Below are 15226 nucleotides of genomic sequence, written 5' to 3'. Positions count from 1 at the left end.
AAAATTCCTTATTTCCTTATTGAGACAGTAAAATCCACGAAAAGCGAAGTCACTTTCCCTTTCCGGCATGTACCTTGACAAATTTATAGCACAGTTCAGAAGTTATACAGGTGCTGTGGATTGTGTGCGATGACAACATGGAGCACGCCCGCAGCCTAATTGCCTCATAGCGGCAGCCTGCAAATACGCGGCGGAAGACCGGCGCAGGAAATGATCTGAAACACTGTGCAACCAACAATGGTTATTTTAGAAATAATTTGCTAATTGCAGTTGAAAAGTCGTAGGTTCACCACGTATAAGATATATGGAGAGCAACAAACAGGGATTATGCTGATTTCCCCTTTCAACTGCAAAAGAAAGGAGTAAACATGGCAGTTGGAGAATTTAACCATGAGAAACAAGCCGTTTCAGAAAAGCGAACCTACTCGGTTCAAGAGATAGCAGACATCCTGCAGATCAGCCGCAGCATGGCATACAACCTTTGCAAACAGTCGCTTTTTAAGACAGTCAAGGTTGGTAAATATGTCAGAGTCTCAAAACCCTCCTTCGATGAATGGCTTGATACCCGAAAATAAAAAGGAGAATCAGTATGGCATCTATTGTAAAGCGAGGTAAAACATATTCCGTAGTTTACTATGAGGGAACAGGAGACAAACGACAGCAGAAATGGGAATCTGGATTGACGTATTCTGCGGCAAAATCCATGAAGGCAAAAATTGAGCATGAACAGGCACAGCAGACTACAGGTGACGAATCAAAGAACCGTCTGAAAGAAATGACCATCAGCGAATTTCTATATGAGTTCATAGAGAAGTATGGATATAAAAAATGGGCTGCCTCAACCTATGATGGCAATGTAGGGCTGCTGGAGAATTATGTCCATCCTCATATAGGTGATAAAAAGCTTCTTTCTCTCACAACCAAAATGATTGATGATTATTACGACTTTTTAGAAAAGGAAGCGGAGCCTGCCACAAATATGGGGAAACCCACAAGAGAACACATTACAGCGTCCACAATCCATGACATTCACAAAATCCTGCGCTGTGCCTTTAATCTGGCCGTGCGCTGGGACTACAGAAAGAAAAATCCGTTCCTTAATGCAACTCTTCCAGAGCATAAAGAACAGGAGCGGGTAGTCCTGGAGCCTAACCAAATCCTAAAGGTTTTAAAATATACCTGCCGCCCTGACAATTACGATTACTACCTGATTCACTGCGCCGTATTAATTGCCATAGGCTGCACGATTCGCGGCGGCGAAATCGGCGGGCTGCAATGGGACCGTGTCCATTATGAGAAAATGATATTTCACATTGACAGAGCCATTGACCGGATCAGTAAGAAAAACTTGAAACTGCCCAAAGTAAGGATACTGTTCAAGTTTCCCAATCTGATTCCCGGAGCGAAAACCTGTATTGTCCTAAAGCAGCCTAAAACTGATAATTCTGCGCGAGATGTAGATGTCCCGCAGATGGTTCTCAATTCGTTACAAATACTAAGACAAATGCAGGAAAAATTAAAGGCAGAATTAGGCTCCGATGGATATATAGACTACAATCTGGTAATCTGCCAGGCAAACGGCCGCCCAATGATGACTGAGCATTTAAACAAGCGCTTTAAAGAGATTCTGGTAGAAATGAACGATCCGGAAATAAAAGCGGAAGAAATTGTATTTCACAGCCTTCGTCACACAAGCGCCACTGCAAAGCTGTTTGTATCCCAGGGAGACTTTAATTCAGTCATGCAGGCCGGAGGCTGGGCAAACTTAGAGATGCTTACCAGACGTTACGGCAAACATTCCTTCCAAGACAACCGTGAAAAGCTTGCTCATAAGATGGATGACTTCCTTGGCAATGGCCTGGAAGAAGCAAGCGGAAACGATGGCGGAACCGTCATCGCCCAACCCGGCGCGATAGAACAGGCGCTGCAAACCCTGTTTCAGGCCAACCCTGATTTGCTAATACAAGTCATCCAGTCTGTCCAGTCTGCTAATAAAGAATAATCTTATTAGCAAAAAATTTTAGGGGCTGAAAAATCGTATTAGCAAATCAGCCCCCAAATATTTACCATGGGATCAAAAAAAGACCATTTTATTAGCAAACAGAACTTCATGTAAAAACAGCCCAAAACCGTTCACCTCGTATTAGCAGACCCGAATTTATTAGCAAGGACACAATTTTATTAGCAGATTTTAAAAGGTTCACCAAAAACAAAAAAGCCGAAAACCTAGTAAAATCAAGGCTTTCGGCGGGCTGTCTGGTGTTCCTGAGCGGATTCGAACCGCTGGCCTTCCGCTTAGGAGGCGGACGCTCTATCCTGCTGAGCTACAGAAACACGTATTAAATTTTGTGGGGCGAATCCCCAAAAAGCGAGCGCTCTAAGTTCTCTTAGGAGGCGGACGCTCTATCCTGCTGAGCTACAGAAACTTGTATAGAATGTAACAGACCTATTATATACAGAATCCGGCTTTTCGTCAAGATTTGAATTTCGCGGTTCCCTGCATCCAGATCTGGCCCTTGAAACGGCGGCCTACTTTCGGTTCACCAATCAAATCCTTCTTATTGATAGCCGTATGGAAAATGATATCGTTGCAGTCCAGTGTAAAATCATAGACCTCTTCCTCTGTAATCCGGTTCTTGAATACATCAATATGAAGAATATCCCCAATCACGGAATACTGGTCACACTCAATCCCGCATGGCAAGAAACAGGTGTCTATAATTGAATAGATATCTTCTTTTATCATTCTCTTGGAAACCTGGGAATATAAATCGATGTCCTCGATAGTCAGCGTCTCCATGGCGTCTTCATCTCCATTTTTCGCCGCTTCCAGCAAGTTGTTGCGGTCCTTGGACGCCACCTTTGCCATCTCTATCTGTTTCTGTGTCTTCTGGATGGGCAGCAGCACCTTGCCATTGACACAGAGTCCCGAGAGACTTACGTAATCCACATCGACGGACTCATGAGCCAGCTCCCGTGTCCGATATTCCATCATATTCTCCACATAGTAAATCAGGGAAATACCTACCCGGTAATCATCCAACAGTCCCGCATAGGTCTCCTTCTCCGTATGACGCTGAATGGAGCAGTCCGCTATGGATGACCTCTCATGACTCACAAAATATGGATAATAGTACTCTACGTCAAAACGGTCCCTCTCGTCCAGTCCCCCCACAATAGCAATACCCATCCCGGGTGCGGTCTCCACACGGAGCTCACAAAGACTCTCCTCCGAATCAAGCTGCAGAATTCTCATCTTATCCCTGTCTTCTGCCAGTCCCTGAATCAACTTGTCAATATCCCGTTTTTTCTGATACATACTGAAACCAACTGTGCGCAAAAACTTATGCATGATTTCCCCTTCTGATATAACCTGCAATTTAACGAGTAGAAGGCGAAAGAAAGTCCTCCGCCTTACAACTCTTATTATTATATACTATATCCTTGTAGATTACCAGAGAAAAATGATTTGTTAATTTTATAACTTACAAAACAACTTCTACACAACTCCCTGTGCCATCATTGCTTCCACAACCTTCTCAAAACCTGCAATATTGGCGCCGGCCACATAGTTGCCCGCCACACCGTAGCGTTTTGCAGCATCATCTGCTTTTGCAAAGATATTGACCATAATACCCTTTAACTTGGCATCGACTTCCTCTGCTGTCCAGCTCAGTCTCTGGCTGTTCTGGGACTGCTCCAGAGCGGATGTTGCCACGCCACCGGCGTTGGCTGCTTTACCTGGCATGAACAGCATTTTCTTCTCCACGAAGAAATCTGTTGCCTCTCTGGTAGATGGCATGTTGGCGCCCTCTGCTACTGCGAAGCAGCCATTCTCAAACAGGGCCTTCGCATCATCCAGATTCAACTCATTCTGGGTTGCACATGGAAGGGCGATATCACATGGGATGGTCCAGATACCTTTTCCTTCTGTGTAGACAGCTGTTGGAACCGCATCCACATACTCCTTGATTCTGCCTCTGCGCACTTCCTTGATATCTTTCACAATATCAAGCTTGATGCCATCTTTATCATAGATATATCCGTTGGAATCGCTCATGGCAACTACTTTTCCGCCCAGCTCGTGTACCTTCTCTACTGCATAGATTGCTACATTTCCGGAACCGGATACAAGTACGGTTTTGCCGCTCAATTCTTTTCCGTTGTTCTTTAACATCTCGTCCAGAATATATACCAGGCCATAGCCGGTAGCCTGGGTACGAATCAAGGAACCGCCGTAGGTAAGGCCCTTGCCTGTCAGAACCCCCTCATAAAGACCGGTGATTCTCTTATACTCTCCGTACAGATAACCAATCTCTCTGGCGCCAACACCGATATCTCCAGCTGGCACATCCTGGTCCTTACCGATATATTTGTAAAGCTCTGTCATAAGGCTCTGGCAGAAAGCCATCACCTCTCTGTCTGATTTGCCCTTCGGGTCAAAGTTGGAACCGCCTTTACCGCCGCCGATTGGAAGGCCGGTGAGTGAGTTTTTAAATGTCTGCTCAAATCCCAGGAACTTCAGAATACCCTGATTTACGGATGGATGAAAACGAAGACCTCCCTTGTATGGTCCGATAGCGCTGTTAAACTGAACGCGGTATGCCTTGTTCACCTGTACCTGACCATTGTCATCTACCCACGGCACACGGAATGAGATCACTCTCTCCGGCTCAACCAGACGCTCCAGCAGAGCTACCTTTCTGTATTTCTCCTCGTTGGCATCAATGACAAGTTTTAATGAATCCAATACCTCTTTTACCGCCTGATGGAACTCATTCTCTCCCGGATTCTGTTCCACAACTCTTGCATAGATTTCATCAACATATGACATATTACATGTCCTCCTCTTCCTATAAAATTATTCCAACTTTATATGTTCTGGCACCAACTGTCTCACGGAGTGGGTCTCTCTGTGAATGAAAAAGAGTTCTGACCTTTGTATCTGAAGACATGGAACAGAACTCTAATTACCCTTTTGTGTCATTGTAAAAAATTATAACAAGTTAATGTGCTAACGTCAAGAAGTCTAGACTATTTTTTTCGTTATTTTGTTGTCAATAAATTAATAACATTAATAGCCAAGTGCCTGCTCTAACGCTTCTTTCTCTTCACTGCCGAGAAGTACCTCCGTCTCACCTTTCTCCACAATCTTGATATACAGGTAACATCCCTCTCTGCTGTGTACGGAATTCAACACAAATCCCGTATTGTTCAAATCAAGCAGGGCAAACGCAAAACTCAAATTGCCGCCCATTCCCTTAAATGCATTGTACTTCACCATGCCGAATTTCTGATAAGTTCCTCTCACATTTCTAGTAAGAACCCGAATTGCCTCTTTATTCGCCTTGTCCTCCGCCTTCATCTCCTTCAGCTCATCGATAAGTCCAAAGATGGTATCCTCCAATGTTTCCGCATCTTTCCCTCTCATAAAGATATCATATCTTCGATATAACTTTCTGATTTGCACCACACATACAATGGTAATCACCAACAGTATCAGTGTTACAACTCCCAATCCTAAAATGATAAAAGCCGGGTCAATTGACCAGCTGCTCAGCATGCTGTTTTCCATCTTGTTTCCTCACTTCCAGGTTCTATCTTATGGATTCGATTAATTCCACCAGACGCTCCAGTTCCGCCTCTGAATAGTATTCAATCTCTATTCTACCTTTATTCCTGTCTTTTTTATTTATATTAACTTTTGTGCCCATAATCTGTTTCATCCGCTCTTCCAGGTCTTTGAAAATAAAGCTCAAATCCCGCTCCTCTTCCTCCACCTTCTTAGCTTTCTTCGGTTTGCTCAGCTGTTTCACCAATTTTTCTACATCACGGACACTCAATCTTTCCGATGCAATCTTTAATGCCACCTGATATTGCTGTTCTCCATCCTCCAATGCCAGCAGAGCACGGGCATGTCCACTGGAAATCATTCCCTGTGTCAGCATCTCCTGAACTCTCTTGTCCAGCTTTAACAGACGCATACTATTGGTGATGGTAGCCCTGTTTTTGGATACTCTGGCGGCGATTTCTTCCTGAGTCAAATCAAACTCCTGCATCAACTGCTGATAGGCCTGTGCTTCCTCAATAGGATTTAAATCTTCCCGCTGTACATTCTCTATCAGTGCAATTTCCATCGTCTGCTGTTTCGTGTATTCACGAATAACTACTGGAATTTCTTTTAAACCGGCCTCTTTTGCCGCTCTCCAGCGGCGCTCTCCGGCGATAATCTCGTAGTGGTCGCCCTTTTTCTGTACCAGAAGAGGCTGTAATACTCCATATTGCCGAATGGAACCAGCCAATTCCTGTATCATTTCCGGATTAAAATCTTTTCTTGGCTGTCCGGTGTTTGGTTCTATCTGGGAAAGTTTCAAGGTTATTTCTTTCCCTGTTTCTTCCTCCTCCTTGGAACCTGCTTTGACGGTTTTCTCTCTTCCAGTTTTATACTCGCCTTTTTCCTCTTTTAATTGGTCGGCCTGGGCGCTGTCCATTACATCTTCCCCAAAGATTGCTCCAAGCCCCTTCCCTAATCCTGTTCGTTTTGCCATCAGATATCTTCTCCTCTACTCATCACTTCTGCCGCCAACAACCGATAACTTTCTGCGCCTGTGGACCGGGAATCATATAAATTGATAGGTATTCCATGACTAGGGGCCTCCGCCAAACGCACATTTCTCGGAATAATGGTCTTATATATATTCTGATTCAATGTACTCTTAACACTTTCCACTACTTCCAGGGAAAGATTGGTCCGGGCATCATACATGGTAAATACAACGCCCTCTGTTTCCAGATTAGGATTCAATTTTTTATGTACCAGACCCACAGTTTTCAATACCTGATTCAATCCCTCCAATGCGTAATATTCACACTGAATTGGGATTAATACGGTGTTGGCCGCTGTCAATGCATTGATTGTCAACAAGCTGAGGGCTGGCGGACAGTCAATAAGAATATAATCGTAATCGTCCTTTATTTTATCCAGCTGTTGTTTCAGTAATAATTCTTTATCTTCCAAATCAAGCAGCTCAATCTCTGCTCCCGCCAGATTTACATCCGATGGAAGAACGTCCAGATTTTCCTGAACTTCTTTTACGAGGCATTCTTCAATTTGACATTCGTCTACCAACAGTTCGTAGACAGTCTTATCGATATATCCTTTTTCCAGTCCAACGCCACTGGTCGCATTCCCTTGTGGGTCAAAGTCAACTAACAAAACTTTTTGGCCCGCCTCTGCCAGACATGCAGATAGATTTATGGTAGTTGTAGTCTTTCCAACTCCGCCTTTTTGATTTGCTATTGCTATTATTCTTCCCATTGTACGTTCCCTTTCCAATTCAAATATGAGTATATCACATTTTTTATTCTTTTCCTATGTCTTTCCATGAAAAAGAGTATAAATTTTTTAGAAAATGTTTCACGTGAAACATTTTGGGAAGTTTAAGAATAATTTAATAGGTTTTGGCGTTGTAACAAGATGGGTATTATATTATAATAGGGATATATTATATATAGAAGGAATGCTACTCTGATTTTTAAGGAGGTCATATATGACTAATAAAAATAAATTACTGACTATGCTGATTTTATCGAGCAGTGCGGTTGCGGCAACGGCACTTATTAATAAATGTATTAAGATTTCTGCTACTTCAAAAAACATACTGGAGGAACCGGAATCTTTTTGTTATCGATGGAGATTTGGTAATATCCATTATACAAAAAGTGGCAGCGGGAAACCTCTGCTGTTGATTCATGATCTTGACGCGGCATCCAGTGGTTATGAATGGAATCAAGTAGTTTCTTCTTTAAGTAAAGAGTATACGGTTTATACGATGGACTTGCTTGGCTGTGGGCGTTCGGAGAAACCTTGCCTTACCTATACCAACTATTTGTATGTTCAGTTAATCGCTGACTTTGTCAAATCAGAAATTGGACATCGGACTGATGTGATATCTACGGGCCACTCTTCTGCTCTGGCTATCATGGCATGCAATAATAACCCTGAGTTATTTGATAAGTTATTATTGATTAACCCAGACAGCATCCTGACTTGCAGCCAGATTCCGGGTAAATATGCAAAGTTATATAAAGGATTTTTGGACCTTCCGGTTATTGGTACTTTGCTCTATCATATCGCAACCAGCAAGCAGGCCATCAGAGAAAGTTTTATTACTCAGTATTTTTATAACCCATATTCTGTCAGAGAGAGCTATGTCAATTCCTACTATGAGGCAGCCCATTTAAACCTGTCACCCAAGTCAGTATATGCCAGTGTTCATTGTAACTACACTAAGGCAAATATAGTTAACGCGATTAAGAAAATTGATAACAGTATCTATATTATAGGCGGCGCCGGTATGGATAATATAAAAGATTTACTAAATGAATATACTATCTATAATCCAGCTATTGAATATACATTGTTACCAGATACAAAATATCTTCCACAGTTGGAAAAGCCTGCGGAGTTTGTATCAACCGTTAAAATGTTCTTTTCTTAAAAAAATAAGTAATAACATAAGTGATAATGTTTCACGTGAAACATTCCATAAAAAAGGTAGCTGGAAATTTGATTATTTCCAGCTACCTTTTAGTTTACCTCTTATTTCTATCAACTACTTATTTCAATGGTTCCTTGCTAGGAAGCCCTGCTTTTCGAGGATATTTTTTTGACGTTCCTTCCGTCTTTCTAACAATAACAAACGACCGCTCCACATCCGTTTTTGGAAGTACAAAAGTTACAACTTCTTCTATCTTTCCACCTAACAGTTTCACAGCACCTTTTGCCTGATTCAACTCCTCTTCTATCTTTCCAGATTTATAAGGAATAAATGCTCCTCCTATCTTCACATAAGGCATACAATACTCTGATAAGGTAGAAAGATTTGCCACCGCCCGGGATACACAATAATCATACTGCTCCCGATACAGTTTATCTCTTCCATAATCCTCAGCTCGTCCATGGACGGCCTGAATCTCACCTAACTGCAGTTGTCCTATCACTTCATTTAAAAAGTTGATTCTTTTATTCAAAGAATCCAGCAACGTAATCTTCAATTCAGGAAACGCAATCTTTAAAGGAATCCCCGGAAATCCGGCTCCCGTTCCCATATCAAGAATCTTCTCATCACTCAAATCCGACACAGCTTTTACCAGTGAAAGACTATCTACAAAATGTTTTGTCACCACATCCTCCAGCTCCGTGATAGCCGTCAAATTCATAACTTTATTCCATTCCACTAACAATTCAAAATATTGATAAAATTGATGCAATTGATGCTCCGATAATTCAATAGAAAACTCCGATAATTCTTCTCTCATCAACTCTGTAAATTTATCGAACATTCTCCTCCTCCAATTCCGTACACGATTCCTGATGCTGGTGGCGCTGCTGTTCCAGATATACCAGAAGCACCGAGATATCCGCCGGTGATACTCCCGAAATTCTGGACGCCTGCCCAATAGAAACCGGCTTATGAGCATTCAATTTCTGAATCGCTTCCCGCCTCAATCCCTTGACCGAATTATAATCAAACTTCTCATCCAACTTCTTTCTCTCCAGTTTTTTAAACTGTGATACCTGCTGTTGCTGCCGTTTAATGTATCCCTCATATTTTATATTTATGTTAACCTGTTCTGCTGTATCTGCTGATAAATCCGGCCTTTCCGAATCTATTTCAGTTAACATAAAATAATTTAACTCCGGCCTGCGGACAAGTTCCGCCAAAGTTGCCCCTGTTTTCAAGGCCGTACTTCCATGGCTCTCTAAAAATTCCTGTACCTGCTTATTAGCTCCAATATTGGTATGTTCCAGCCTGTCTACTTCTCTCTCAATATTCTTCTCTTTCTCCACCAGCTTCTCATAATCTTCCCTGCTGACAAGTCCAATCTCATAACCGATTTTCCTCAACCGCAAGTCTGCATTATCCTGGCGTAAAAGAAGGCGATATTCCGCCCTGGACGTCATCATCCGATATGGCTCATGATTTTCTTTCGTCACCAAATCGTCAATCAGAACTCCAATATAAGCCTGTGACCTGTCCAGTACATAAGGCTCTCTTCCAAGTATCTTCATACTTGCATTCACCCCCGCCATAAATCCCTGAACTGCAGCCTCCTCATACCCTGAACTGCCGTTAAACTGACCACCGCTGAACAATCCCTCAATTTTCTTAAATTCCAGCGTCGGTTTCAGCTGAAGGGCATTGATACAATCATACTCTATTGCATATGCATTTCGAACAATTTTAACTTGCTCCAATCCTGGCACCGTGCGATACATGGCATACTGCACATCCTCCGGCAGAGAACTGGACATCCCGCCCAGATACATTTCATTAGTATAAAGCCCTTCCGGCTCTACAAATACCTGATGCCTGTCCTTATCCGGGAACTTCACTACCTTATCCTCGATAGAAGGACAATATCTTGGCCCCGTCCCTTCAATTGCTCCGGAAAACAGTGGAGAACGATCCAGATTTGCACGGATTATCTCGTGAGTATTGGAATTCGTGTAAGTCAGCCAGCAGGATACCTGTTCCTTCTGTATTGATTCCGGATCGGTAGAGAAAGAAAATGGCACCACTCTCTCATCCCCAAACTGTTCCTCCATCTTCGAAAAATCAATACTCCTCCTATCCACACGGGCCGGTGTCCCTGTCTTAAACCGGAACATCTCAACTCCATGAGCTTTCAGAGAATCCGTCAGATGATTCGCCGCCTGAAGGCCATTTGGCCCTGTCGCATTGCTCACATCCCCGTAAATACATCTCGCCTTCAGATAAGTCCCCGTAGCAAGAATAACTGCCTTACTGTGATACACCGCACCGGAATAGGTCCTCACTCCCTGTATCCTGCCATCCTCCACAAGAATTTCCGACACTTCCGCCTGCCGCACCGTCAGATGGTCCGTGTTCTCAAGCACCTGTCTCATATTCCTGGAATATTCCTGCTTGTCCGCCTGGGCGCGCAGCGAGTGTACCGCCGGTCCTTTGGATTCATTCAGCATTTTGGATTGAATAAAGGTCTTGTCTATATTCTTTCCCATCTCTCCGCCCAGCGCATCCAGCTCCCGCACCAGATGTCCCTTAGAGCTGCCGCCAATATTAGGGTTACAGGGCATCAAAGCAATACTGTCCACGCTGACCGTAAACATAATCGTCTCCAGTCCCAGCCTCGCACAAGCCAGGGCCGCCTCACAGCCGGCATGTCCCGCCCCGACAACTACAATATCATATGTCTCCTCTAAATTAGGCATGACATCATCCCTCTTTCTCTCCATCTATTTACCGGTACAAAACTTGCTGAATATCTCATTGACCAGGTCCTCTTCCACTGCTTCCCCAATCACCGAGCCCAGCACTTCATAAGCATTCATCAAATCAATCGAATAAAAGTCCTCCGGCATCCCGTCACACACACTCTGTCTGACCATCCGAAGACTTGCCAGAGCTTCCACCAGGGCTGTCTTATGTCTCACATTGGTGATAGTAACCTCATCATTAAAATCTATCTCACCCTGATAAAACATGGACTTAATCTCCTGCTCCAAAAGCTCTATCCCTGTCTCCTCCTTGGCCGAAACAGGAATCACCACATGACCGGTTTTCTCCTCCAGATATTCCTTCGTCACCGTCATTTCCAAATCTGTCTTATTCAACAAAACAACAGCCTTTTTATTCCTGATTAACTCGATAATCTCCTCATCATTTTCATCAAGAGGTATCGACGCGTCCACGACAAATATAATTAAATCCGCCTCATCCGCCATGTTCCTGGCCTTCAATACGCCGATTTTCTCCACCACATCCTCCGTCTCCCGGATTCCCGCAGTGTCTATAATATTCAAACTGATTCCCTGAAGCCTGATATGTTCCTCCAGCGTATCCCTGGTTGTCCCGGCCACATCTGTCACTATGGCCCGCTCTTCCCCAACCAGCACATTCATAAGAGAGGATTTCCCTGCATTGGGTTTTCCGAGAATCACTGTCCTGACACCTTCCGTCATGACTCTCCCGTTATCTGCCGATGATACCAGCTTCTCCATCTCCTGAATCATCGGTTCCAGATTGCCAAGCAGCTTCTCCCCATACCCATCTAACGAAATATGCTCCGGGTCATCCAAAGCCGACTCAATAAATGCAATCTCATAGATAATCTGTTCTCTTAATCTCTTAATTCTATCCGACACAGACCCAGCCAATTGGCTTACCGAACTTTTTAATGCATACTGGTTTTTGGCATTGATAACCCCTATCACAGCTTCCGCCTGGGACAAATCAATCCTTCCATTCAAAAAAGCTCTCTTGGTAAATTCCCCCGGCTCCGCCGGTCTTGCACCATATTTAATTACTGTCTCCAGTATTTTTTTCATCATCAATACACCGCCGTGACAGTCAATCTCAACCGTATCTTCAGCCGTGTAGCTGTGCGGTCCTCTCATAACCAGAACCAGCACCTCATCAATCATCTCATTCCCATCATAGATATGTCCATAATGAACCCGATGAGAAACTATCTTATCCAGTTTTTTCCCCTGCTTCGTCCGAAATATTTCCTGAAGAACCGAAAATGCCTGCTCCCCACTGATTCGTATAATTCCAATCCCCGAACTGCTCATCGCCGTGGCAATGGCTGCAATGGTATCTGTCTTCATGCTTCTCCCTCAAACTCTAAAAGAGATTCAGGGGTTGCCACACCGTGACAGCCCCTTCCAATCTATATTACTATGTCAGTTAATTATTCTTATCCCTGTTTTCCCGATTCTCTCTCTTTAAGGAAACGACCACATGTCTGAATGGCTCTTCCCCCTCACTGCGGGTAATCACGAATTTATCATTCTGCAACGCGGAATGAATGATTCTTCTCTCATAAGGATTCATAGGCTCCAGAGAAACAGAACGTCTCGTCCGTTTCACCTTATAAGCAATATTCTTTGCCAATGTCTCCAGCGTATCTTTTCTTCTTGCCCGGTAATTCTCCGTATCCAGTTTCACACGAACATAACCGTCGCAGTCCTTATTCACAACAAGGCTTACCAGATACTGTAAGGAATCCAGTGTCTGTCCTCTCTTGCCAATCAGAATTCCCATATCGGCGCCGGACATATCCACATACAACTCTTTATCACCCTCATGATAGGAAGCTGTAATCTCCACTTCCATATTCATAGCTGCAAACATCTGCACCAGGAACTTTTTAGCTGTCTCCTCATAGACTGTGCCATCCACTGATTTTTTGGAGGACACCACAGGTTTCTCCTGATTTTCTACCGGAGCAGCTTTTTCCTCTTTTACAACTTTCTCTTCTTTATAAACCTTCTCTTCCTTGACAGGTTTATTTTCCCGAACAGGCTTCGCCGGTTTTTTCTCAACCGGTTTTGCCGCCTTCTGAGCTGCCTTTGCTTCTCTCTTCGCTGCTTCCTGCTGTTTCTTTGCCTCCTGGTCTTTGTCCAGGAAATCATCGAGGGTATCTAACTCCCTCTTTTTCTTCGCACTGATTTTTACCGGTTTGGCGCCAATAATGCCAAGAAATCCGGCGCTGCCCTCATCAATGACAGTGTAATCCAAATTATCACTGGTGGTTCCCAATTCTATTAACGCTTTCGTAATTGCCTCATCCAGTGTTTTAGCAGAAACTGTAATCGTATTCATAGGTCACCCCTCCTATTTGTTGTGCTTCTCGTTATACTTCTGCACCATAGCCGCTTTCGAAGCCAGACTTCCGGGTTTCGCATCCATATTATAGTATTCCGTGGAATCCTTCATAATCTGTTTGGACTTCTCGATTTTCTGTGCTCTGGCCGCCTCTTCCTTCTCTTCTGCCGCCTGAATACTCTTCAGAGTAGCGGAAGCATTCTGGGTAATCCTTGTAGGTGGAAGACCTTTTTTCGCCCGTTTCTTGTTGGCCTTCTCCACATTCTTCTTAATCAAATCATCAATATCAATCTTATTCAGATATGCATTTACACCAACCTGCTGAATCACCTGGAACACACTGCTGGCTACCCAGTAGATACCGATACCAACCGGGAAGGAGAAACAGAATACCACTGACATCAAAGGCATGGTAGTATTCATGGTCTTCATCATATTTCCACCAGGAGCATCTTCTGCTGTCTGAGGCTGGGCGGAAGTCATCAACTTCGTACTGTACCACTGTGTCAAACCGGAAAGAATCGGAATCAAAAGCGCAGTAATCATCGCAAAAACTGTGATATCCGAACCACCCTTAAAGAAATCAAGAATTACATTCAGTGGTGTATAAGCTATATTAATACCAAAAAACTGCTGCATCTTGTTAATGCTCTCGATTGCATTTTCCCCTGTCTGGGTTACAACCGTCGCAATATCAGGAAACGCCGCTGTCATCTCACCCCACTGACGGTCTGTCAGCTTATAGAGAAGATCAACCACCTTGTCCATATTGGAATAATCCATACCGGCCAGCTTGTGAGTTTCCGCAAGACCTGTAAATACTTCGGTGGATGCAAATCCTGATGGCAGTTTTGCAATAATCAAATCAAAGTAATGGCGCACAGTGGAAACATACGCCGGAATATTGTACATCACACGGTACAACGCAAACATAATCGGAAGCTGAATCAGCATAGGAAGACAGCCGCCAGTCATGGAAGTGCCGTACTTCTCATAGACAGCCTTGGTCTCCACGTTCATCTTCATCATAGATTCCTGGTCCTGTTTGCCCTTATATTTCTTCTGAATCGCCTGAATCTCCGGCTGCATTACCGACATCAATTTACTTGATTTCTGCTGCTTAATCGTAAGCGGGAACATCAATAACTTGGTAACCAGAGTAAACAGAATGATACATAAACCAATATTCAAAATACCGAATGAACTGGTAAATCGAAAAAGCCCCTCCATAATAAGTCCTAAAAGTTCTGCAATCGGACCTAAAAAACCACTTGTTTTAGTCAAAACCAAAAACTCCAAAGTACTACCTCCTCAACTGTTCCCCAAGTTAGAGTCGAAGGGAACTTTCCTCATTTACGGAACTGGGTCATAACCGCCTTCAGCCCAGGGATGACACCGCAGTATCCTCCTTGCAGCCAGCCATGTGCCTTTCAACACACCATACTTTTGCAGTGCCTCAATGGCGTATTGAGAACACGTAGGTGTGTAAATACAGTGATATCTTACTTTTAATGGAGATAGAAAAATCTGATACCCCCTGATAAGCAGAATCATAAATTTTTTAATCATCT

General features: G+C 43.6%; 14 protein-coding genes and 1 tRNA gene. 3 read left to right on the top strand and 12 right to left on the bottom strand.

The window, feature by feature from the left end; genetic code table 11:
- Positions 1-368: 368 nt before the first annotated feature.
- Positions 369-575: a helix-turn-helix domain-containing protein gene (locus tag ACLTD4_RS13400; protein WP_006776437.1), complete on the top strand. Its 207-nt coding sequence runs from the start codon at positions 369-371 to the stop codon at positions 573-575.
- A 14-nt stretch (positions 576-589) separates the two neighbouring features.
- The gene (gene xerC, locus ACLTD4_RS13395; protein ID WP_006778089.1) at positions 590-2002 is read left to right on the top strand and encodes a tyrosine recombinase XerC; all 1413 of its coding nucleotides are present in this window, start codon (positions 590-592) and stop codon (positions 2000-2002) included.
- 255 nt (positions 2003-2257) lie between these two features.
- Here xerC and ACLTD4_RS13390 read toward each other — a convergent pair.
- The 6 genes from ACLTD4_RS13390 to ACLTD4_RS13365 form a co-directional block, all read right to left on the bottom strand.
- Positions 2258-2334 (bottom strand) — tRNA-Arg (locus ACLTD4_RS13390).
- Between the two features lie 139 nt (positions 2335-2473).
- Positions 2474-3352 (bottom strand): DUF3881 family protein, encoded by an 879-nt coding sequence (locus ACLTD4_RS13385; RefSeq protein ID WP_006778088.1) that lies wholly within the window; start codon positions 3350-3352, stop codon positions 2474-2476.
- A gap of 147 nt (positions 3353-3499) precedes the next feature.
- Positions 3500-4834, bottom strand: a complete 1335-nt coding sequence (gene gdhA, locus ACLTD4_RS13380; protein WP_006778087.1) for an NADP-specific glutamate dehydrogenase — start codon at positions 4832-4834, stop codon at positions 3500-3502.
- A 240-nt stretch (positions 4835-5074) separates the two neighbouring features.
- Entirely contained in the window at positions 5075-5575 is a 501-nt protein-coding gene (locus tag ACLTD4_RS13375; protein WP_006778086.1) for a DUF4446 family protein, read from the bottom strand.
- Positions 5576-5597: 22 nt separating this feature from the next.
- Positions 5598-6548, bottom strand: coding sequence for a ParB/RepB/Spo0J family partition protein (locus ACLTD4_RS13370; protein ID WP_006778085.1), 951 nt, complete (start codon positions 6546-6548; stop codon positions 5598-5600).
- The gene (locus ACLTD4_RS13365; RefSeq protein ID WP_006778084.1) at positions 6548-7318 is read right to left on the bottom strand and encodes a ParA family protein; all 771 of its coding nucleotides are present in this window, start codon (positions 7316-7318) and stop codon (positions 6548-6550) included. The genes ACLTD4_RS13370 and ACLTD4_RS13365 overlap by 1 nt, the downstream gene beginning before the upstream one ends.
- Positions 7319-7550: 232 nt before the next feature.
- Here ACLTD4_RS13365 and ACLTD4_RS13360 point away from each other — a divergent pair, with 232 nt between their 5' ends.
- The gene (locus tag ACLTD4_RS13360; protein WP_006778083.1) at positions 7551-8501 is read left to right on the top strand and encodes an alpha/beta hydrolase; all 951 of its coding nucleotides are present in this window, start codon (positions 7551-7553) and stop codon (positions 8499-8501) included.
- Positions 8502-8619: 118 nt separating this feature from the next.
- On the opposite strand, the gene rsmG is transcribed toward ACLTD4_RS13360, so the two are convergent.
- The 6 genes from rsmG to yidD all read right to left on the bottom strand — a co-directional run bounded on the left by rsmG (position 8620) and on the right by yidD (position 15224).
- Entirely contained in the window at positions 8620-9345 is a 726-nt protein-coding gene (rsmG, locus tag ACLTD4_RS13355; RefSeq protein ID WP_006778082.1) for a 16S rRNA (guanine(527)-N(7))-methyltransferase RsmG, read from the bottom strand.
- Positions 9335-11257: a tRNA uridine-5-carboxymethylaminomethyl(34) synthesis enzyme MnmG gene (mnmG, locus tag ACLTD4_RS13350; RefSeq protein ID WP_006778081.1), complete on the bottom strand. Its 1923-nt coding sequence runs from the start codon at positions 11255-11257 to the stop codon at positions 9335-9337. Before mnmG ends, rsmG begins: the two co-directional genes overlap by 11 nt.
- Positions 11258-11281: 24 nt before the next feature.
- Positions 11282-12655 (bottom strand): tRNA uridine-5-carboxymethylaminomethyl(34) synthesis GTPase MnmE, encoded by a 1374-nt coding sequence (gene mnmE, locus ACLTD4_RS13345; RefSeq protein ID WP_006778080.1) that lies wholly within the window; start codon positions 12653-12655, stop codon positions 11282-11284.
- Positions 12656-12734: 79 nt separating this feature from the next.
- A complete protein-coding gene (jag, locus tag ACLTD4_RS13340) occupies positions 12735-13652 on the bottom strand; it encodes an RNA-binding cell elongation regulator Jag/EloR (RefSeq protein ID WP_006778079.1) in 918 nt (305 codons plus the stop codon).
- 12 nt (positions 13653-13664) lie between these two features.
- A complete protein-coding gene (locus ACLTD4_RS13335; protein ID WP_006778078.1) occupies positions 13665-14954 on the bottom strand; it encodes a YidC/Oxa1 family membrane protein insertase in 1290 nt (429 codons plus the stop codon).
- A gap of 54 nt (positions 14955-15008) precedes the next feature.
- The gene (gene yidD, locus ACLTD4_RS13330; protein WP_080568754.1) at positions 15009-15224 is read right to left on the bottom strand and encodes a membrane protein insertion efficiency factor YidD; all 216 of its coding nucleotides are present in this window, start codon (positions 15222-15224) and stop codon (positions 15009-15011) included.
- Between the last annotated feature and the right edge of the window lie 2 nt (positions 15225-15226).

This window comes from Hungatella sp. (genome assembly GCF_046966825.1).
This window is presented reverse-complemented; position numbering and strand designations above follow the sequence as displayed.